The sequence below is a fragment of the Halorubrum sp. Ea8 genome, from assembly GCF_002252925.1.
Classification (GTDB): Archaea; Halobacteriota; Halobacteria; order Halobacteriales; family Haloferacaceae; genus Halorubrum.
On the sequence record NZ_NHPF01000017.1, the window covers coordinates 1 to 20,032 of the forward strand.

Genomic DNA, 20,032 nt, shown 5'->3' on the forward strand with positions numbered 1-20,032 from the left:
GTCGACGGCGAGGTCGGCGGCGATCCGGCCCGCGGCGGGCGCGTGTTGGAAGCCGTGGCCGGAGAACCCGGCGACGGTCACGAGGCCGGGGAGCGTCTCCTCGACGATCGGGTGGTGATCGGGCGTGACCGCGTACAGCCCGGCCCAGCCGCGCTTGATCCGCGTGTCGGGGCCGAAGTACTCGGCGTAGTCGGCGGCGTGCTCGACCGCGCGCGCCGCCCACTCGACGTCCATCCCCTCGTCGTAGGCGTCGGGGTCTCGCGCGGGGTCCGCCTCGTCGAAGTGGCCCCCGACGAGCGCCGCCCCGTCCCGCTCGGGGCGGAAGTACGAGCCCGTCTCGAGGTCGATCGTCAGCGGGACCGACTCGGGGACCGGCGGCGCGGGGTCGACCACGGCGATCTGTCGGCGCCGGGGCGATATCGGGAGGTCGACGCCGGCCATCGCGCCGACCGTCGCGGCCCACGCGCCCGCGGCGTTGACGACGCGGTCGACCTCGCGGCGCTCGGTGTCCGTCGCGCCGGCCGCGCGGACGTCCGCGCCGACGACGCGGTCGCCCTCGCGGTGGAGGCCCGTGACGGCGGTCTTCGTCCGGACGTCGACGCCCAGTTCGCGGGCGGCCGCGGCGTATCCCTGGACGGCGAGGTTCGGGTCGGCGAACCCGTCGTCGGGGTTGTACGCGGCCGCGACGAACGGCTCCGGGTCGAGGCCCGGACAGCGTTCGGTCGCCGCCGCCGGCGTGAGCAGTTCGCTCTCCGCGCCGAGCGAGCACTGCATGTCGACGTTCGCGCGGAACCGCTCCGCGACCGCCTCCGTCCGAGCCAGGAGCAGGTAGCCGGTCTTCCGCAGCCCGATGTCGACGCCGAACCGCTCCTCGAAGGCGTCCCACACCTCCTTGCTGGCGAGCGAGAGCTCGACGTTCACGCGCGAAGAGAACTGCGACCGGATCCCCCCGGCCGAGCGGGCGGTGCTGGCGTTCCCGAGCGACCCCTTCTCGACGAGGGTCACGTCCGCGCCGCGGTCGGCCAACGCGTACGCGGCCGAGAGCCCGACGACGCCCCCGCCGACGACAAGCGTGTCCATACCCCCCGATCGCGCCCCGAGATCATAAACCTCCGACGCCGGTCGGCTCCCCTCGCGACCTCGCCGTCGCTCGGAGAGCGAGCCGGCCCGAACGGATCCCCCGACGAACGGGCTAAGTCGCCGTGGTGCGACGATCCGGGCATGGTGCTCGCACTCTCCGCGGAGGCGGTCGACCGCCGCCTCGACCTGGCGTCGCTCGTCGACGTGGTGGACGACGCGTTAGTCAAGCAGGCCGCCGGCGAGGTCGAACGGCCGCATCGGCCGCATTTCCCGGTCGGCGCGGGGCTCGACGGCGATGACCCCCTCGGAACCGGCATCGCGATGCCGGCGTACGTCCACGGGGCGGACCACTACGCGACGAAGCTCGTCGGCGTCCACGAGGGGAACGCGGAGCGCGGGCTCCCGACGATCAACGCGCAGATCGTGCTCACGGAGGCCCGAACGGGTCTCCCGAAGGCGTTCATCGCGGGGACGGCGATCACGAACGCCCGAACCGGCTGTATCGGGGCGGTCTCGGTCCGGGCGTTGGCTCCGGAGCCGGACGGCGAGGGGCTCACTCTCGGCGTCGTGGGAGCCGGCGCACAGGCGCGCTGGCAGACGCGGGCCATCGCGACGATCGCGGCGCTGTCGGACGTGCGGGTCCACTCGCCGAGCGACTCGCGAGAGGCGTGTGCGGCGGACCTGCGCGACGAGGGGGTCCCGGCGCGCGCGGTCGACACGCCCGGCGAGGCGGTCGCGGGCGCCGACGTGGTCGTGACCGCGACGACCGCGACCGAGCCCGTCTTCCCGCCCGACGCGCTCGACGCGGGGGCCCTCGTCGTCGCGGTCGGCGCGTTCACGGCGGAGACACAGGAGCTCGATCCCCGCGTGCTCGACCGCGCCGAGCGGGTGTTCGCGGACGTGCCCGACGAGGCCGCCGAGACCGGCGACCTCCTCGCGAGCGACCTCGACGCCGACGACCTGGTCGAACTCGGCGTCCCCCTCGCGGACGGGTACGTCAGGGAGTCGCCCGAGGGCGTGCTGGCGGTCGTGAGCGTCGGGTCCGCGACGCTGGACGCCGCGGCGGGCGAGGCGGTCTACCGGCGGGCGGTCGAGGCGGGCGACGGTACCGAGGTCGAACTGTAGCCCGGTCGACGCCGGCTCGCCGACGCGGACGACCGACGGCTCGGCCGAAACCGCGGGCGATGTCGGCCGCGGGCGACGCGGACCGACCCTCGCGGCGGACGTCGTCGACGGCGACCGGAGAGATGAGGTATCGACTATTCTTAAGTAGCCTGACCGCTTTCGCTCCGAACAGATGTCCCACGACGCGCGAGCCAGACTGAGCGACCTCCGGCGGGCGTTCCACCGTCACCCGGAGCCGGGGTGGCGAGAGTTCCGGACGACCGCGCGCGTCGTCGAGGAGCTCGAACGGATCGGCGTCGACGAGGTCGCCGTCGGCCGCGACGCCCTCGCGACCGACTCACGGATGGCCGTCCCCGACGACGACGAGATCCGCCCGTGGCTCGACCGCGCCCGTCGGGCCGGGGTCAGCGACGACCTCCTCGAGCGCACCGCGGGCGGCCACACGGGCGTCGTCGCGACGCTCTCGCAGGGCGAGGGGCCGTGTATCGGCCTGCGCGTCGACCTCGACGCGATCTCGATCCACGAGTCCGAGGACCCCGACCACCGGCCGACGGCGGAGGGGTTCCGGTCCGAACACGACGGCTACATGCACGCCTGCGGTCACGACGCGCACCTCGCGATCGCGCTCGGCACGATCGAGGCGATCAGAGAGAGCGCGTTCGAGGGGACCCTCAAGATGTTCTTCCAGCCGGCGGAGGAGATCTCCGGCGGCGGGAAGGCGATGGCCGAGAGCGGCCACCTCGACGATGTCGACTACCTGTTCGCGCTCCACGTCGGGCTCGGCCACCCGACCGGCGAGATCGTCGCCGGCGTGGAGAGCCCCTTGGCGATGGCGCACCTGACGGCCACCTTCGAGGGGGCGAGCGCCCACGCGGGAAAGGCGCCGAACGAGGGGGCGAACGCCATGCAGGCCGCCGCGACCGCGATCCAGAACGCGTACGGGATCCCGCGCCATCGCGACGGGGCGACGCGGGTGAACGTCGGCAAGATCGAGGGCGGCTCCGCGAGCAACGTCATCGCCGAGGAAGTGACCATCGAGGCGGAGGTCCGCGGCGAGACGACCGCGCTGATGACGTACGCGCGCACCGAGCTCGAGCGGATCCTCTACGCCGCTGCCGAGCTCCACGACTGCGACGTCGCCCCGCGCGTGATCAGCGAGTCGCCGTGCGTCGACAGCCACCCGGCGCTCCGGGAGGTCGTCGGCAACGTCGCGTGGGACGTCGACGGCGTCGAGCGCGTGATCCCGTCCGAGGAGTTCGGGGTGAGCGAGGACGCCACGTACCTGATGCGGCAGGTCCAGGAGGCGGACGGGCTCGCCTCGTACTTGCTCATCGGCACGGACCACCCGACGAGCCACCACACGCCGACGTTCGACGTCGACGAGGCGAGCCTCGCGATCGGCGTCGACCTGCTGTCGGACGCGTTCGTCGAGCTCTCCCGGCGGCGCCCGTAACGGGGCGCCGGCGGGAGGCGTCGGATCGGTCGACGGGCGGGACCCGTTGGCACGACCAGTACCGTTAATCCGCTGGCCCTCGGTATTTACGCCATGAGCCAGAACGACGTGCCGGAGTCGCTGGAGGCGGCGGCCGAGTCGGACCGGCCTCGCGGTATCCTCACGCCCTCCGACCGTGACTTTCTGCTCGGACGGAAGACGGACTACACGGACCACTCGCGGAAACAGAAGCGGAACCGAATCCGCCGCCGCGTCCGGAACGCGATCCTCGATTTCAGCATCCTCTTCGAGTGTCTGGAAGAGCGGGACCGAAAGACGGTGTTCGACCCTGACGGCGAGGACCGCGAGGCGTACACGCAGGGGATCACCGACATGCTCGCGTTCCTCCATCTCGGCACGATGGGATACCACACCCCGTTCAAGGACATGCTCTCCGAGGGCGTCGGGAAGGCGGAACAGCGGCTCGCCGGGTCGAACTACCGCATGGTCAACGTGGAGTTCAACGTCGAGCCGGTCGGCCAGATCGACGTCGACGAGGTGGTCGAAAAGCTCGAGAACGACGAGTTCGCGGAGCTCACCGACGAGGAGCTTCGCGCGTTCGTCCGCCTGCTGACCATGTCGGAATCGTTCTCGCCGGAGGAGGCCGGCGAGGAGATCAAAGACCGCGTCGACGAGTTCGCCGAGAAGCTGACGGAGAGCGCGACCTCTCACGAGCGCACGCTCGAAGAGCTGACGAACTGAACGGGTCGGCGACTCGCTCGCTCCCGCCGCCTTCTCCACCTCGGCACGCTACCCGACCGATGATCCGCTGCCGCGTACCGACTGATTTCCGCCGGTAACGGATATCGATGACACCTCGCTGCCCGCCCCGGGATCGCCCGCGTGCCGGGCCGTCGGAGATCGGGATGCCCCCGTCCAGATTCCGACGTGATTCCAGCCGGTGTTTCGGGTAGAGGCGCTTTTTCTATTCAAACGTTCAATTATTTCAGATAGATATGCCAATAGCGGTGAGTCAACCGTTCATTTCAGAATACGTTGAACACATATACGGATTACATAATACGGTTATACTTTCGGACATTGAGAAACACTTATTGTGTATACCTTCGATCGACATCCCATGCCAGCACGTGGCATGGTACTCGACCGGCGGAGGGATCGCGGGCCAACTAGTGGTCACGGTCGTCGGGGTGGCCCCGTATGAGCGGTGCGGACCGGGGGATGGTCGAGGAGTTCCTCGACGAGATCGACCCCGTCGTCTTCGCGTTCGGCGCGCTGTTGACGGTCGGCGTGATCGCGGCGTTCTTCATCGATCAAGAGTTCGTCTCCAGCGGAATCGCGACCGTCCAGTCGCAGGTTCTCGCCTATCTCAACTGGGCGCTGCTGGTGATCGTGTTCCTGATCGTCGTCTTCCTGCTGTTCCTGATCGTGGGTCCGTGGGGGAAGATCAAGATGGGAGACACGGATCCGGAGTACAGCTTCCTTTCGTTCTTCGCGATGCTGTACTCGGCAGGGTTCGCGGCCGGCGTCGTGTTCTGGGGACCGACCGAGGCGCTGTTCTACTACGACAGCCCGTCGCCGCTGTTCGGCATCGAAGGCGGGACGGCGGAAGCGGTTCCGATCGCGATCCAGCAGACGCTGTTCCACTGGGCACTGCCCCAGCTGGCGGTCTTCACGATCATGGGGCTCGCGATCGCCTACTTCGCGTACAATTACGAGAACGTGCCGCTGCGCGTCTCGTCGGCGCTGACGCCCGTCCTCGGCGCTGACAACCTCGACGGCCCGGCCGCGAAGGTCATCGACATCCTCGCGGTCTTCGCGACGATCGGCGGCGTGGCGACGTCGCTCGGGTTCATCGGAAGCCAGTTCATCGCCGGCCTCAACTACCAGTGGGGGATCGACTTGGGGAACGTCGGTATCCTCCTCGTGGTGACCACGATGACGCTGTTGTTCACGATCTCGATGGTGCTCGGAGTCGACAGGGGTATCCGGCGGCTGTCGAACTTCAACATGATCCTCTTCGTCGCGCTCATGCTCGCGACGTTCATCCTCGGCCCGACCCTGTTCCTGCTCACGCTGGGGTCGCAGGCGGTGGGCGGCATGATCGCCGACTTCACCTCGATGAGCCTCTTCGCCGGCGTCGGAACCGAGGGCGGCACCGGATGGGTCAACGCGTGGACGGTGTTCTACTGGGCCTGGGCGCTCTCCTGGTCCCCGTTCGCGGGCCTGTTCATCGCCCGCATCTCCAAGGGTCGGACCGTCCGCGAGGTCGCGTTCACCGGTATCGTGGCGACATCGGCGGCGACCATCCCGTGGTTCACGTTCGTCGGCGGCACCGCGCTGCAGTACCACCACACCGGCGTTGCCGACTTCGCTCCCGTGATCAACAACTTCACCCCGGAGATCTCGGGCTTCATCCTCTTCAGCGCCTTCCCCTTCGGAACGGTGTTCATGATCGCGTTCATGATCCTCGTGACGACGTTCTTCATCACCTCGGCCGACTCCTCGACGCTCGCCGTCTCGATGATGACGACCGGCGGGAAGGCGCGGCCCTCGACGATCAACCGGGTCTTCTGGGGCGTCGTGCTCGGGATGACCGCGGCCATCCTCATGATCATCGGCGGCGCGGGCGGAGCGGGGGCGCTGCAGGACGCGGTCATCATCACCGGCGCGCCGTTCGCCTTCGTCTGCTTCCTCGCGATGCTCTCGCTCATCAGAGAGTTCAGTTCGAACTACGGTCGGGTGTTACTGCAGGACGAGACCGTGCTGTACGGGGGGTCCAAGGAGAGCGACTCCCGGTCGGCCTCGTTCGAGTCCGCCGGATCCGACGACGACTGACGGCTCGCGTTCCGTTTTACCCTCGTTTATACCAAGTTTTAATGTACGGCGTATACATAATCTGTGTATGGATAGGGATACGGCTGAACCCGCCGCGGACGCGCTCCCCGGCCCGAACGCGAAGCGTTGGGTCGAGTTCCACCAGTCGCACTCCGCGCCCAGCGAGTACTCCCACGAGTTCGTCTGGGACGTGACCCGCGAGGCCGACGGGCCCTTCGTCACCGACGTCGACGGCAACGTCCTCTTAGACTTCACCTGTCACATCGGCGCGGCCCCGCTCGGCTACAACAACGAGAAGGTGCTCTCGAAGCTCCGCGAGTTCGACCTCGTCGAGCCGATGAAGATCGCCGGCCAGGACATGTACTTCGGCTCCGGACCGAGCCCGGAGGAGGCCGACTTCCCGGGGTCGAGCCACCTCATGGACCGGCTGACCGACGTCTCCAGCCAGTACGGGATGGACACCGTCTTCCTCTCGAACTCCGGCGCCGAGGCGATGGAAAACGCGATGAAGATCACGCACGACCACCGGTCGCCGGCGAAGTACGGCGTCGCCTTCGACGGGAGCTTCCACGGCCGCACCCTCGGAACGCTCTCGCTGACGAAGTCGAAGGACGTGTACACCCGGCACTACCCGGAGATCAGCGGCATCGAGACGGTGCCGTTCTGCGCTGACCGCGGTTGCGACGCCGCGACCTGCGACTGCGGCTTCTTTGCCGGCGGCGGCTCGCGGCTCCGGAACATGCTCGCGCCCGAGGGCGGGCACGTCGACCCCGCGGAGATCGCCTTCCTGACGCTCGAACCGATCCAGGGCGTCGGCGGCTACCGCTTCCCCAGCGAGGCGTTCATGGACGAGGTCGCGGCCGTCACCGACGAGTACGACATCCCGCTCGTCGTCGACGAGATCCAGTCGGGGATGGGCCGCACGGGGGAGATCTGGGCGGCGGACCACTACGCCATCGAGCCGGACGTGATCGCGGCCGCGAAGGCGCTGCGCGTCGGCGCGACGATCTCCCGGTCGGAGGTGTTCCCGTCGGAGAAGAACCGCCTCGGCTCGACGTTCGGCGGCGGCGACCTCCTCGGCTCGATGATGGGGGCGTTCACGCTGGAGGCGATCGAGGAACACGACCTGCTCGACAACGCGACCCGGAGGGGGCGGCAGGCGAGGGAGCTCCTCCGCGACGACGCGCCAGACACCGTCGTCGACGTCCGCGGCAAGGGGTTGATGCTGGCGGTGGAGTTCGACACGGCGGAGCGGCGCTCGGCGGTCGTCGAGGCCTCGCTCGACCGCGGGCTCCTGACGCTCGGCTGCGGGAAGAAGACGGTCCGACTCCTTCCCCCGCTCGACGCGACCGAACGCGAGATCGCGCTCGGCACGGGGCTCTTCCTCGACGCGATCGACGCCGTCAGCGCGAGCGTCGCGGCGAACTGAGGCGCTGAACCAGCGGTTCGGTGGTTGGTGAACGCTTCAGTTGGAGAAATAATTCGGTTCGTTTCGGTCAGTAACGGGTATCACGGACCAGATCCGGCGTACACCTCTCGCCCTTCCGCCAGGAATGTCCTGCGAGAGACAGAGCGCGTATGCGGCAGAACAGTTTTTATTTGGATTGGGAACCAGAAAGACTCCCCTCGACGTGCTCGCAGGACCGAAAACGTCCCCAAACTGATCGGCGATCAGCGACGAATCGGTAGCCGCGTTCTCGGATCGATCCCGAATACGGAAGCAGACCCACTGCGCGCACGATAGATCGACCGACGACCCCACAGCGGCTAACGCACTGCTCGAGAGCTTGACCACAGGAATACACTGATTCATCGGTCAACAGGTGCATGCAGGTATCGTATTCGTCTGGGAGCCGGGCCTTCTGATCCGGTGTGAGTTCGCTGAACCCGACAGGATCGAACGTCCCAAACCGCAATAACCACCGAGTCATATACATACAGAAACCGCATTCATCGTCATAAACGAGGCGTGGTACGGCCATACTGGTGGTTTCGAGCGCTCGCTATTTTATCTTCTCCCAAGCAGGTGACCGATACGCGCTCTGTCTCTCGCACGACCGTCGGGACACCTTTCCGTTCGGGTGGAATCCGCCAGTCTCCGTCGCCACCCTCTCAGCTCCCGTCGACGACCGATCGCTCGACGACCGATCGCTCGACGACCGAGACGCCGTCGAGCGCCGAGAGCGCCGTCAGCACCGCGTCGAGGTGGGCGGCGTCGCGGCCCTCGACCCCGATCGTCACGGGGGTGCGGTTCGGGCGGTCGACCGCCGTGCGGCGCGTCCGTTCGAGGGCGTCGAGCTCGGCGCCCTCCGCGGACACCGCCTCGACGACCTCGCCGACTCGCGCCGGCCACGCCGCGAGCGCGAGCCGCGCCTCGGCGTACCGCCCGAGTTCGAAGAGTCCGGTCCGCGCGAGCTCGGCGTGGTCGGTGAGGTTCGCGTTCCCGCCGGACACGACGACCGCCGGATTCGAGTCTGACAGGTCCAGCCGGTCCGATATCGCGGCGGCGAGCGGCGCGGCGCCGGCGCCCTCGGCGACCGCCTTCTCCCGCTCGGCGAGGAGCGCCACGGACGCGGCGATCTCGCGGTCGGAGACGGTCACCACCTCGTCGACGACCCCGCTCGCGACCGCGAGGGTGGTCTCCGACAGCCGCGTGTCGGCGATCCCCTCGGCGACGGTGTCGACGCCGTCGAGCGCGCGGACCTCGCCGGCCTACAGCGACGACTCGGCGTGCGCCGCCCCCTCCGGCTGGACGCCGACGACCCGGACGTCCCGGTCCGCGGCCGCCACGGCCGTCCCGATCCCCGAGATGAGCCCGCCGCCGCCGATGGAGACGACGACGGCGTCCATCTCGGGATACTGCGCCAGCAGCTCGAGCCCGACCGTCCCCTGACCCGCGATGACGGCCGGATCGTCGAAGGGGTGGACGAACGTCTCGCCGGTCTCCTCGGCGCGCTCCACGGCGTGCTCGTACGATCGCTCGTAGATGTCGCCCTCGACGAGCACGGTCGCTCCGTACCCTCGGGTCGCCGCGATCTTCGCCGCCGGGGTCACCTCGGGGACGACGATCGTCGCGTCGATCCCGAGGAGATCGCCCGCGAGCGCCACGCCCTGCGCGTGGTTGCCGGCGCTAGCGGCGATCACGCCGGCCTCCCGCTCGGCCGGGGACAGCCGCGCCATGGCGTTGTACGCCCCGCGGATCTTGAACGAGCCGGTCCGCTGGAGCTGTTCGAGCTTGAGCCCCAGCGAATCCGCCCCGCTCATCTCGGCGAAGGTGCGCGAGGTGTCGAGCGGCGTCCGATGCGCGACGCCGGCGAGTCGGTCGCGTGCGTCCTCGACGTCACCGCGCGTGACGGTCGCCGACGCGCCCGGCTCCCCGGCGTCCGGGTCGCTGTCGGCGGAGTCGCGGCCGATGGAGTCGCGGTCGTCGGGATCGCCCTCGGTCATTCGGTGGTCGGACGCGCGTCTCCGGGCGTCTCGGCGCGCGGAACCGGGTGTCGCCGTTCGAGGTCGCGGATCGCGCCGACGAGCACGTCCACGCCGTGACCGATGCTCCGCTCGTCGACGTCGAACGTCGGGGTGTGGTGGCTCGTCGGGTGGTCCGTGCCGACGATGAGGTACGAGGCGAGCCCGTCCGCCTCCTGAACGCGCTCCATCAGGAACGTCGCGTCCTCGCTCGCGCCGAAGTCCGCCGCCGGGAGCACGGTGTCGATCCCGTCGACCCCCCCGGCCACGTCCGTCACCAGCGCCTGCAGCTCCGGGTCGCTGTCCGCGCGCGGCGACTCGCTCACCACGTCGACGGTCCCGCGACAGCCGTGCATCGCCGCGGCGGCGCGCACGGTGGTCTCGAAGCGGTGTTTCATGTACTCCATCAGCGCGGTCGTCTCGCCGCGCGCCTCGGCCTCCATCCGAGCGCGCTCGGCGATGACGTTGCTCGCGGTGCCGGCCTCCGCCTTCCCGACGTTCACGCGCGTCATCCCGTCGGCGTGGCGGGCGATCCCGTACGCGTTCACGATCGCCGTCCCCATCGCCTGCATCGCGTTGTCGCCCTCGTTCGGCGCCTTCCCCGCGTGCGCCGACGTGCCCTCGATCGTCGCGTCTAAGTGCGCCATCGCCAGCGGCTTCTCGATCCCGGCGACCACCTCGCCGGTCGGGTGATCGAGGCCGACGTGGACCGCGAGCAGGTAGTCGAGGTCGTCCGCGAACCGGCTCTCCGCCATCGGGTGACCGCCGCCCCCGGTCTCCTCGGCCGGCTGGAAGAAGACGACCAGCCGCCCGGCGAAGTCGCTCTCGGCGATGGCTTCGAGGACCGCGAGCCCCCACGTCATGTGGACGTCGTGGCCGCAGGCGTGCATCGTGCCGTCGATCTCGGAGCGGAACCCCTCGTCGACGGGGTCGTGGTCGGGGTCGGTCGACTCCTCGATGAACAGCCCGTCGATGTCGACGCGGAGCCCGATTACGGGCCCGTCGCCGCGGTCGAGCACGGCGACGGCGCCGGTGTTTCCGCCGGTCATGCGGTCGAGTAGCGCCGGGTCCGCGCCGCGTCCGCGGGCGCGCTCGACCCACGGGCCCAGGTCCGCCTCGGGGACGGCCATGCGGTCGGCCGGGTCGTACGCGTCCGGGCCGATCGCGAGCTCGTCGACGCCGATCGCCCGGATCTCCTCGGCGAGCGTCGCCGTCGTGAGGAACTCGCGCCACGCCGGCTCCGGGTGGCGGTGGAATCGTCGGCGGACGCTGGCGAGCCGATCGCGGATCGGTTCGTTCATGCGAGTGGCTCTCTCACTCGACCGTCTTAAGAGTAGTTGATCGTACACAATTGTCGTGTACGTAGGATACACAAAAAGCTAAGAAACCCCCTCGCGTTGATCCGCCAACGCGTCGTTCCGACGCGCCCACCGCTCATGAGTTCACACCAGACCGCCGATCCGGACGTCGTCGTGCTGCGGGAGGGAACGGAAGGACTGTCGATGGCGTCGTACGCGGACGCGCTCCGCGAGCGGCTCCCGGACCGCACGGTCGCGCTCGCGCGGACGCCCGCCGAGGAGCGCGACCTCGTGCCGCGGGCCCGCGTCGCGACCGGCATCACGCTCGACGCCGACCTCCTCGAGCGCGCCGACCGACTTGAGCTGTTCGCGTGCACCTTCGCCGGCACCGACCACGTCCCGACCGACGCGCTCCGCGATCACGGGGTTTGCGTGACGAACGCGGGGGGTATCCACGCCCCCGGAATCGCCGAGCAGTCGATCGCCAACATGCTCGTCTTCGCGCGCGACCTCCACGAGGGGTTCCGCCGGAAGACGAACGGCGAGTGGCGCCACTTCCAGTCGCGCGAGTTCACCGACAGCACGGTCACCGTCGTGGGGCTCGGCTCGATCGGACAGGCGGTCGTCCAGCGGCTCGCCGGGTTCGAGGTGGAGACGATCGGGATCCGCTACACGCCGGAGAAGGGCGGCCCCACCGACGAGGTGCTCGGGTTCGACGACGAGGACATCCACGCGGCGTTCGCGCGGAGCGACTACGTCGTGCTCGCGTGTCCGCTCAACGACCTGACCCGCGGGATGGTCGGGGAGGCGGAGCTGGCGACGCTCCCGCCCGAGGCGGTCGTCGTCAACGCGGCCCGCGGCGGCCTCGTCGACACCGACGCCTTGGTGTCCGCGCTGCAGACCGAGGGCATCCGCGGCGCCGCCCTCGACGTCACCGACCCCGAGCCGCTCCCGTCGGACCACGTCCTCTGGGACTTAGAGAACTGCCTCATCACTCCGCACACGGGCGGCCACACGCCAAAGCACTGGGACCGGTTGGCCGACATCGTCGCGACCAACGTCGCGACGCTCGAGGAGGGCGGCGAGTTGGAGAACGCGGTCGTCACGCCGGACGCGGACGACTGATCGGGCGGATCCGTATCGCGCGGTGACAGGCGCCGGGCGCGGCGCCTCAGCGCCCGCGACCCGTCAGGGCCAGAGCCCGCGCGCACCCTTCGCCTCGGCGACCCGGGACAGCGCGACCACGTAGGCGGCGTCGCGCCACGTCAGGTCGCGCGCGTCGACCTCGTCGCGCACGTCGCGCCACGCGGACAGCATCTGTTCTTCTAACTCCTCGTTGACGCGCTCCAGCGACCACGTCCGCCGGTTGATGTCCTGGAGCCACTCGAAGTACGACACCGTGACGCCGCCGGCGTTCGCGAGGATGTCCGGGATCACCGCCACGTCGCGCTCGGCGAGGATCGCGTCGGCGGCGAACGTCGTCGGCCCGTTCGCCCCCTCGACGACGATGTCGGCGTCGACGGCGTCGGCGTTGCCCGCGGTGATCACGTTGCCGACGGCCGCGGGGATCAGCACGTCCACGTCGAGTTCGAGGACCGCCTCGTTCGACAGCGTCTCCGGCGCCTCGTGGGTGAGCACCGCTTCGGGCTCCTCCTCGTGGGTTGGGACCGCGCGCGTGTCGAGGCCGTCCGGATCGTAGATCGCCCCGTTCACGTCGCTGACGGCGACGACGGTCGCGCCCCAGTCGTCGAGGAGGCGGGCCGCGTTGGCGCCGACGGAGCCGAACCCCTGCACCGCGACGGTCGCGTCGGCGAGCTCGCGGTCGTAGTAGTCGACGGCCTCGCGCGTGATGATGGCCGTCGACCGGCCGGGCGCCGCCTCGCGGCCGTACGACCCCCCGATGACGGGGGGCTTCCCGGTGACGACGCCCGGGATCGTCTCGCCCTGCTGCATCGAGTAGGCGTCCATGAACCACGCCATCGTCTGGGCGTCGGTCCCCATGTCGGGCGCGGGAACGTCCTTCGTCGGCCCGACGACGTCGCGCAGTTCCTCCGCGAACCGCCGGGTGAGCCGCTCGCGCTCGTCGTCGGTCAGCGATTTGGGATCGACCGCGATCCCGCCCTTCCCGCCGCCGAAGGGGAGGTCCATCACGGCGCACTTCCAGGTCATCCACATCGAGAGGCCGGTGCACTCGTCGGCGGTGACCTCCGGGTGATACCGGAGCCCGCCCTTGTACGGGCCGCGGACGTCGTCGTGCTGGGCGCGGTAGCCGGTGAAGACGTCGACGCCGCCCTCCTCTCGTTCGAGCGGCACGGAGACCTGCTGGACCCGCGTCGGGTGTTTGAGGCGTTCGATGATCGCCGGATCGACCTCGACGTTGGTCGCGGCGCGCTGGAGCTGCTTCCGGGCGGTCGCGAGGGTCGATTCGGACTCTGTCTCTGCTTCTTCGTCGTCGACGGTGGGTGTCGTGCTCATAAGTGGTGTCGGCCGTAGCGTGGCTCGTGTGGTCGGCGCGGGACAGTTGATGCGGCGTGGTCAGCGCGGGACGGTCGGTGCGACGTGGTCGGCCTCGTTCGCTCGATCTCGGTCAGGCGGTGAACAGCTCTCGGGGGAAATCGGCCAGCGTCTCCGCACCGGTGGACGTGACGCGGAACGTCTCGCTGATCTCCATGCCGATCTCGTCGGTCCAGATGCCGGGGATCATGTGGAACGTCATGTTCTCCTCGAGGACGGTGTCGTCGCCCGGGCGGATGCTCGCGGTGTGCTCACCCCAGTCCGGCGGGTAGCCGAGCCCCATCGAGTAGCCGATGCGGTCCTCCTTCTCGAGCCCGTACCGCTCGATCGTCGTGCGCCACGCCTGCTCGACGCTCTCGCACGTGACGCCGGGCTCGACCGCGTCGAGCGCCGCCTCGATCCCCTCGACGACGATATCGGCGGTCTCTTGCAGTTCGGCCGGCGGCTCGCCGACGAACGTCGTCCGCGCCAGCGGCGAGTGGTAGCGGTGCCGACAGCCGGAGAGCTCGATGATCACCGGGTCGCCCGCCTCGTACCGCCGGTCCGTCCACGTGAGGTGGGGCGTCCCCGTGTGGTCGCCCGACGGCATCAACGGGACGATCGCGGGGTAGTCGCCGCCGTACTCGTCGGTCCCGTCGATCAGCTGCTGGTAGACGGCGGAGGCGACCTCGTACTCCGGGACGCCTTCGCCGACGGCGTCGAGGCCGGCCCGCATCGCGTTCTCGGAGATCCGCGCGGCCTGCCGCATGTACTCCAGCTCTTGGTCGGACTTCTTGACCCGGATCCAGCCGACGAGCAGCGTCGCGTCCGCGAACTCGGCGTCCGGGAGGTTCCCCTGCAGTCGGGTGTACGACTTCGCGGTGAAGTAAGCGGCGTCCATCTCTAAGCCGATACGGCCGTCCGCGACGTCCAGCTCCTCGAGGACGCCGGCGACGTAGTCCATCGGGTGGAGGTCTTGGGGCGACTGCACGTGGTCGTCGCTGTACGCGCGGACGCTCTCCTCGGCGAGGTGCGTCGTCGCCCGCGCGCCGTCGCCGTCCATGTCCCGACCGATCCAGATCGGCTCGTCGCGGTCGGGCGTCACCACGACCGCCTGATGGACGTAAAACGACCAGCCGTCGTAGCCGGTCAGGTAGTTCATGTTCGCCGGGTCGCTGACGACGATCGCGTCGAGGTCGCGCTCGCGCAACCGCTCTTTCGTCCGAGCCACCCGCCGCTCGTACTCCGCCTCGTCGAAGATGTGTTCCCGTGGCATGATAACAGGACGTCTACGAAGGAGATCAGACAGCAGGAGTATAAATTTATCGTGTACATTAAAAACAGATACTGTGTACGCATCTCCCGCGAATCCCGCGAATTCGCCCCGAAGCGTCGCTGAGACGCCGCGCGAGCTGTCTCGTGAGCGCGGTCGAGAGGGCGTGAAACCCTCAATTCGGGCGGGTTGGGTCGGTTTTTTGTACCGCGTCTACTGATAGTCGCACATGCTACACAGTACCGGGCCGCTGCTGTCGATCGACGTCGGCGAGCGGACGACGTCCGAGACGGACATCACGGGGGTTCAGGAGCGATACATCGGCGGACGGGGCGTGGCGACGCGGCTCGCGCACGAGCGGATCCCGTTCGACGCGGATCCGCTGGGCGACGAGAACCGCGCCGTGTTCACCACCGGGCCGATGCAGGCCTCCCAGATGAGCTTCACGGGGCGGACGAACTGCACCGCCCTCTCGCCGCTGACGGACGGGCTGCTGTCGTCGAACGCCGGCGGCTTCGTGTCGCGTCACCTCGCGGCGACGGGGTACGGGGCGATCGAGCTGGCGGGCGCGAGCGACGAGCTCGTCGTCGTCCACGTGCGCGACGACGGCGTCGAGTTCGAAACCGTGCCGGAGCTCGCCGGGGCGACCATCTCGGAGACGGCCGACTACCTCGACGACGAACACGACATCTCCAGCGACCGGACGGCGGCCGTCGGGCCCGCGGGCGAGAACGAGGTCCGGTTCGCGTCGATCATGACGACCGAGGAGCGCGCGTTCGGCCGCGGCGGGTTGGGCGCGGTCCTCGGCTCGAAGAACGTCAAGGCCGTCACGTTCGGCGGCGAATCGGCGCCCGAGCTCTCGATCGACGCGACCGCCAACGACGTCCACCGCGAGGCCGCCACCGAGGACCACATCATGAAAGAGCAGGGGACGGTGGCCGTGATGGACCTCGCCAACGAGATGGACGGGCTGCCGTCGTACTACTTCTCCGAGCGCTCCTTCGAGGGCGTCGAGGGGATCAACGGCGCCGCCGTCGCCGACAAGAAGTACAAGAAGGGGACGTGTTCGGCGTGCGCGTTCGCCTGCAAGCTCCCGACCCGCGACGAGGCCCGCGGCGTCGAGACGGAGGGGCCCGAGTTCGAGGTGGCGATGGCGTTCGGCTCGAACTCCGGCGTCGACGACATCGTCGACGTGATGGAGTCGAACCGACTCTGCGACGAGTACGGGCTCGACGCCATCTCCGCGGGCAACACGATCGCCGCGTACCTCGCCGCCGAGGACGAGTTCGGCAACCGCGAGCTCATCTGGGACCTCGTCGAGCAGATCGCCCACCGCGACGGGGTCGGCGACCGGCTCGCGGAGGGGATCGGCCGGATCCACGACGACCTCGGCGTCGGCAACTGGTCGGTGAAGAACATGGACTTCGCGGCCCACGAGGGGCGGCTCCTCCACGGGCAGGCGCTCTCGTACGCGGTCGCGAACCGCGGGGCCGACCACATGTACGCGACGTTCTACTCCGTGGAGTACCCCCTCGTCGAGGAGGGCGAGGCGATGGAGCCCGCGGGGTTCGAGGGGAAGGCGGAGCGGCTCGTCGAGCGCGAGAACCTGATGGCGCTCAACGACAGCGGCGTCGTCTGCAAGTTCTCCCGGGACTTCATGACGCCGGAGCGCTACGAGCTCCTCTTCGACGCCGACTTCGAGGAGCTGCTCGCCGCGGGCGCTCGGACCGTCACCTTAGAGCGCCACTTCAACAATCAGCGAGGGCTCGACGTCGACGACGACCGGCTCCCGTACGAGGAGGAGCTCCCCGGGCTCGACGACGCCATCGAATCGTACTACGAACACCGCGGGTGGGACGAGGACGGGACGGTGCCCGATTCGGCGCTGCCCGCGTGAGGTCGCTTCCCGGCCGCGGGCGACGTTTCTGAGCGCGCGCGATTCCACCGGAACCGGGACGCGATACGTTGCCGGAGCCCGACTACTCCGCGATCGCCAGCTCCGCGGTCGCTTCGATCGCGTCGGCGATGACCTCGGTGCCGACCTCCGCCTGCCGCTGGGTCAGGACCAGCGGCGGCAGCAGCCTGACGACGTTGCCGTACTGGCCCGCCGTCCAGACGAGCACGCCGTGCTCGTAGCAGTACTCCTGGATCGCCTCGACGCGGTCGTCGTCCGGGTCGCCGTTCGCGTCGACGAACTCGGCGCCGACGAACAGCCCCTTGCCGCGGACTTGGCCGAGCCCCGGGTCGCCGTCGCCGGCGTCGCGGAGGCGGTCGCGGATCCACGCGCCGACCTCCGTCGCGTGGTCGAGCAGGTCGTGCGACTCGATGTACTCGATCGCGCGCAGACCGCCGACCATCGCGGGGACGTGGCCTCGGTAGGTGCCCGCGTGATCGCCCGGTCCCCACGTGTCCAGGTCCTCGTGGTACATCGTCCCGGACAGCGGCTGGCCGTTCCCGCCGAGCGCCTTCGCGGTCGTCATCACGTCAGGCGTCACGTCGTAGTGTTCGGACGCCCACCACTCGCCGGTGCGTCCCATCCCGACCTGGATCTCGTCGAACATCAGCGGGAGGTCGTTCTCGTCGGCGATCGCGCGGAGTCCCGAGAGGAACCCGTCCGGCGGGGCGACGACGCCGCCCTCGCCCTGTATCGGCTCGACGAAGATGCCGGCCGGGTCCGTGAGGCCCCCGTACGGCTCCTCGACGATCGCCCTGACCTCTTCGAGCGCGCGGTCGACCGACTCCTCGGGGCTCCGCCCCTCGCGGAAGGGGTACGGGAACGGCGCGTGGACCACGTCGGGCAACAGCGGCGCGTACGGCTTCTTGAACTTCTTGTTCGACGTGATGCTCATCGCGCCGGCCGTCGCCCCGTGGTAGGAGTTCCGGAACGCGAGCAGCCCGTTGCCGCCCGTGTTGTACTTCGCGAGCTTGATCGACGCCTCGACGGCGTCGCTACCGGTGGGACCGCCGAAGACGAACCGGCTGTTGCCGGCGAGACTCCCGGGCGCGATCTCGTCGAGCTTGTCGATGAGATCGAGGCGGGGCTCGGTCGGGAAGTCGACGGTGTGGGTGAGCTTGTCGATCTGCTCGTGGACGCCCTCGTTGACGTACGGGTTCGCGTGGCCGACGTTGTAGACGCCGATGCCGGCGAAGAAGTCGAGGAACACGTTCCCGTCCGCGTCCTTGAGGGTCGCGCCCTTCCCCTCCTCGAACGCGAGGGGGATGTCGTTCGGGTACGCGACCGCGCTGCTGTCGATGGTGTCCTGTCTGTCGAGCAGGCGCCGCGAGTTCGGGCCGGGGACTCGGTCGACGCTCGGTTCCTCCGCGAAGTGTAACTCGTGGATCGGCGGTCCCGCCATGTGCCAACGGATACGACACGCCCACATATGAGTGGTGAAACCAGCAATCAATGACGGTGTACACGGAATCTGTTTTCGTTCCGATCTTCGCCCACTCTGCGGCGGTGATATCCCGAGACCGACCCCGCCGACTGTGGTCGCGACGGAAGAATTATTGAACGCGAACCCAACGCAATCGTGTGCAACACCGACCGTCGCGGTTCCTCTTGGCGTCGACGGCCATCTGCGCTGTCACGTGTGCCGGCGTCGCGGTGCTCCCGCTCGCGGTCGATAGCTCCCGTGCGTTCACGGGGAGCATCGGTTCGAGCGGGCTCCTCGGACTGGTGTTCGCGGCGCGGAACCTCCAGCTGCTCCGGGCGACGGGGGAGCCGAGCCTCCCGCCCGCGGTCCTGACGACGGCGTTCGGCGGCTGGTTCATGCTGGCCCCGCTGCTGTACCCCGACGTCGGCTTCCTCCCGACCGCAGGCACGCAGCTGGCGGGAACGGTGATGGCGACGTTCGGCCTGTACGTGGTGGTCGCCGGCCTCAGCGAGGAGTGAGTGTTCGCGGCCCCCGCGTCTCACGCTCCGAGCGGGACGTTTCGGTATCCCGGAATCCCGAAGAATTCTCAGTGCAACGGCTCCTACGACACGTAGCAGTTGATCGGGTCTGAGTCGATTCCGGTTTGGGCAGGAGACGCACCACTAATGCAGAGTCTTTCCCCCACATCGTGTCAGAAACGACGTGCGAGATACAGAGGATGTAGTCATCACCCACTTGGCCGCCTGAATGTGTAGCTTACCGTATCTGTGTCAACTGTGAGAGTGCCGGCGTCGTGATCTATGACAACCGCAACGGTGTCATCGTACGTGAAATCGTGCAATGGCATCCCAGCCTGGAGCGTCCCATCGCGCGACAATTCGACACGTGCAGAGCCGATGTCGATGTGAATCCGATCATCAGTAGCCGTTACATCACCCGCACGACCGAATCGACGTAGTTCGTCAACCAGTGTATCCCACTCGTTGAGTTGCACTCGTGGTGTCATCCGTCATTCAATCGTGATGCCGCGTTCACGAAAGTCTTGATACGAAATATAGCCCACCGAAGTAACGCGGAGAACGACGAACGATCCACCGACTGGTAAAACACTCGTGCAACATTTAGAGGCTGTAGTCAGCAACCGGAGTTGGTTCGTTAGATGAGTCGAACTGGCCGTCCGGGACGGCTCAGGGCGGAAGCGTTAGGCAGGGGCGGAGTTAGTGACTATCCTGCTGCGAGGTCAATCAATCATTATACCGCTTGAGAGCCCTCTGCGGGCGCGTATATCACCGTGACGGTGAACTCGTCGTCGAAGTCGGTAAATTGGTGATCTGTCCCGGACCCGAGATGGATAACATCACCCGAGGCGACCTCAACGGACTCGTCTTCGGTCACGAGTGTCGCTTCGCCCGTGTTAACGAGGTAAATTTCCTCTTCAGCGTGAGCATGCATCGGATCCTCGTCACCCGGCTCGAACCGCATCACTTGGAGACTGAACGAGACCTCACGCATCAGTTCGGTTTCCATTTCTCCGTCCTCAGCCAACTGGTCCGCTACGTCAGCCACGTTAATTTGATTCACACCTTTTCTATCGTTTTAGTGCATATACGTGGTCGTGTTAACTTAAGCA

Annotated in this window: 15 protein-coding genes and 1 pseudogene; 8 read left to right on the forward strand and 8 right to left on the reverse strand. The window is 68.4% G+C overall.

What is annotated here, in order from left to right:
• Positions 1 to 1,080, reverse strand: a 1,080-nt coding sequence (locus tag DJ74_RS00755) for an FAD-binding oxidoreductase (protein ID WP_094525993.1), incomplete at its 3' end; no start/stop codon positions are given.
• A gap of 141 nt (positions 1,081 to 1,221) precedes the next feature.
• Between DJ74_RS00755 and DJ74_RS00760 the strand changes: the two genes are divergently transcribed.
• The 5 genes from DJ74_RS00760 (at position 1,222) to DJ74_RS00780 (ending at position 7,925) form a co-directional block, all read left to right on the forward strand.
• On the forward strand, positions 1,222 to 2,205 hold the full coding sequence (locus tag DJ74_RS00760) for an ornithine cyclodeaminase family protein (protein WP_094525994.1): 984 nt from the start codon (positions 1,222 to 1,224) through the stop codon (positions 2,203 to 2,205).
• A gap of 172 nt (positions 2,206 to 2,377) precedes the next feature.
• Positions 2,378 to 3,658 carry an amidohydrolase gene (locus tag DJ74_RS00765; protein WP_094525995.1) on the forward strand — a complete coding sequence of 427 codons (1,281 nt, stop codon included), beginning with the start codon at positions 2,378 to 2,380 and terminating at the stop codon, positions 3,656 to 3,658.
• Positions 3,659 to 3,751: 93 nt separating this feature from the next.
• Complete coding sequence (locus DJ74_RS00770; RefSeq protein WP_094524942.1) at positions 3,752 to 4,399, forward strand: hypothetical protein; 648 nt, start codon at positions 3,752 to 3,754, stop codon at positions 4,397 to 4,399.
• 459 nt (positions 4,400 to 4,858) lie between these two features.
• Positions 4,859 to 6,496 carry a BCCT family transporter gene (locus tag DJ74_RS00775; RefSeq protein WP_094524941.1) on the forward strand — a complete coding sequence of 546 codons (1,638 nt, stop codon included), beginning with the start codon at positions 4,859 to 4,861 and terminating at the stop codon, positions 6,494 to 6,496.
• Between the two features lie 67 nt (positions 6,497 to 6,563).
• The gene (locus DJ74_RS00780; RefSeq protein WP_094525996.1) at positions 6,564 to 7,925 is read left to right on the forward strand and encodes an aminotransferase class III-fold pyridoxal phosphate-dependent enzyme; all 1,362 of its coding nucleotides are present in this window, start codon (positions 6,564 to 6,566) and stop codon (positions 7,923 to 7,925) included.
• A gap of 166 nt (positions 7,926 to 8,091) precedes the next feature.
• Here DJ74_RS00780 and DJ74_RS00785 read toward each other — a convergent pair whose 3' ends face one another.
• From DJ74_RS00785 to DJ74_RS00795, 3 genes and pseudogenes are all read right to left on the reverse strand, one after another.
• Positions 8,092 to 8,478, reverse strand: a complete 387-nt coding sequence (locus DJ74_RS00785) for a thiol-disulfide oxidoreductase DCC family protein (protein WP_094525997.1) — start codon at positions 8,476 to 8,478, stop codon at positions 8,092 to 8,094.
• A gap of 130 nt (positions 8,479 to 8,608) precedes the next feature.
• A pseudogene (locus DJ74_RS00790) lies at positions 8,609 to 9,943 on the reverse strand (threonine/serine dehydratase).
• Positions 9,940 to 11,262, reverse strand: coding sequence for an amidohydrolase (locus DJ74_RS00795; RefSeq protein WP_094525998.1), 1,323 nt, complete (start codon positions 11,260 to 11,262; stop codon positions 9,940 to 9,942). Before DJ74_RS00795 ends, DJ74_RS00790 begins: the two are co-directional and overlap by 4 nt.
• 135 nt (positions 11,263 to 11,397) lie before the next feature.
• Between DJ74_RS00795 and DJ74_RS00800 the strand changes: the two genes are divergently transcribed.
• On the forward strand, positions 11,398 to 12,384 hold the full coding sequence (locus tag DJ74_RS00800) for a D-2-hydroxyacid dehydrogenase (RefSeq protein WP_094525999.1): 987 nt from the start codon (positions 11,398 to 11,400) through the stop codon (positions 12,382 to 12,384).
• Positions 12,385 to 12,447: 63 nt separating this feature from the next.
• Here the strand turns inward: DJ74_RS00800 and gdhB are convergent, their stop codons facing one another.
• Positions 12,448 to 13,734, reverse strand: coding sequence for a glutamate dehydrogenase GdhB (gene gdhB / locus DJ74_RS00805; protein ID WP_094526000.1), 1,287 nt, complete (start codon positions 13,732 to 13,734; stop codon positions 12,448 to 12,450).
• A 112-nt stretch (positions 13,735 to 13,846) separates the two neighbouring features.
• Positions 13,847 to 15,028, reverse strand: coding sequence for a M24 family metallopeptidase (locus tag DJ74_RS00810; RefSeq protein ID WP_094526001.1), 1,182 nt, complete (start codon positions 15,026 to 15,028; stop codon positions 13,847 to 13,849).
• 226 nt (positions 15,029 to 15,254) lie between these two features.
• Here DJ74_RS00810 and DJ74_RS00815 point away from each other — a divergent pair, with 226 nt between their 5' ends.
• Positions 15,255 to 16,922 carry an aldehyde ferredoxin oxidoreductase family protein gene (locus DJ74_RS00815; RefSeq protein ID WP_094526002.1) on the forward strand — a complete coding sequence of 556 codons (1,668 nt, stop codon included), beginning with the start codon at positions 15,255 to 15,257 and terminating at the stop codon, positions 16,920 to 16,922.
• Between the two features lie 82 nt (positions 16,923 to 17,004).
• Here the strand turns inward: DJ74_RS00815 and DJ74_RS00820 are convergent, their stop codons facing one another.
• Positions 17,005 to 18,381, reverse strand: a complete 1,377-nt coding sequence (locus tag DJ74_RS00820; RefSeq protein ID WP_094526003.1) for an aspartate aminotransferase family protein — start codon at positions 18,379 to 18,381, stop codon at positions 17,005 to 17,007.
• Between the two features lie 179 nt (positions 18,382 to 18,560).
• Here DJ74_RS00820 and DJ74_RS00825 point away from each other — a divergent pair, with 179 nt between their 5' ends.
• The gene (locus DJ74_RS00825) at positions 18,561 to 18,920 is read left to right on the forward strand and encodes a hypothetical protein (protein ID WP_198948055.1); all 360 of its coding nucleotides are present in this window, start codon (positions 18,561 to 18,563) and stop codon (positions 18,918 to 18,920) included.
• 733 nt (positions 18,921 to 19,653) lie between these two features.
• Here the strand turns inward: DJ74_RS00825 and DJ74_RS00835 are convergent.
• Entirely contained in the window at positions 19,654 to 19,968 is a 315-nt protein-coding gene (locus DJ74_RS00835; RefSeq protein ID WP_254921676.1) for a cupin domain-containing protein, read from the reverse strand.
• Between the last annotated feature and the right edge of the window lie 64 nt (positions 19,969 to 20,032).

What these genes read in the sequence shown, in the direction of transcription:
- DJ74_RS00795 (WP_094525998.1), bottom strand. Translation starts at nt 11,262, where the DNA reads ATGAACGAACCGATCCGCGATCGGCTCGCCAGCGTCCGCCGACGATTC.
- DJ74_RS00815 (WP_094526002.1), top strand. Translation starts at nt 15,255, where the DNA reads ATGCTACACAGTACCGGGCCGCTGCTGTCGATCGACGTCGGCGAGCGG.
- DJ74_RS00780 (WP_094525996.1), top strand. Translation starts at nt 6,564, where the DNA reads ATGGATAGGGATACGGCTGAACCCGCCGCGGACGCGCTCCCCGGCCCG.
- DJ74_RS00800 (WP_094525999.1), top strand. Translation starts at nt 11,398, where the DNA reads ATGAGTTCACACCAGACCGCCGATCCGGACGTCGTCGTGCTGCGGGAG.
- DJ74_RS00775 (WP_094524941.1), top strand. Translation starts at nt 4,859, where the DNA reads ATGAGCGGTGCGGACCGGGGGATGGTCGAGGAGTTCCTCGACGAGATC.
- gdhB (WP_094526000.1), bottom strand. Translation starts at nt 13,734, where the DNA reads ATGAGCACGACACCCACCGTCGACGACGAAGAAGCAGAGACAGAGTCC.
- DJ74_RS00765 (WP_094525995.1), top strand. Translation starts at nt 2,378, where the DNA reads ATGTCCCACGACGCGCGAGCCAGACTGAGCGACCTCCGGCGGGCGTTC.
- DJ74_RS00820 (WP_094526003.1), bottom strand. Translation starts at nt 18,381, where the DNA reads ATGGCGGGACCGCCGATCCACGAGTTACACTTCGCGGAGGAACCGAGC.
- DJ74_RS00785 (WP_094525997.1), bottom strand. Translation starts at nt 8,478, where the DNA reads ATGGCCGTACCACGCCTCGTTTATGACGATGAATGCGGTTTCTGTATG.
- DJ74_RS00760 (WP_094525994.1), top strand. Translation starts at nt 1,222, where the DNA reads ATGGTGCTCGCACTCTCCGCGGAGGCGGTCGACCGCCGCCTCGACCTG.
- DJ74_RS00770 (WP_094524942.1), top strand. Translation starts at nt 3,752, where the DNA reads ATGAGCCAGAACGACGTGCCGGAGTCGCTGGAGGCGGCGGCCGAGTCG.
- DJ74_RS00810 (WP_094526001.1), bottom strand. Translation starts at nt 15,028, where the DNA reads ATGCCACGGGAACACATCTTCGACGAGGCGGAGTACGAGCGGCGGGTG.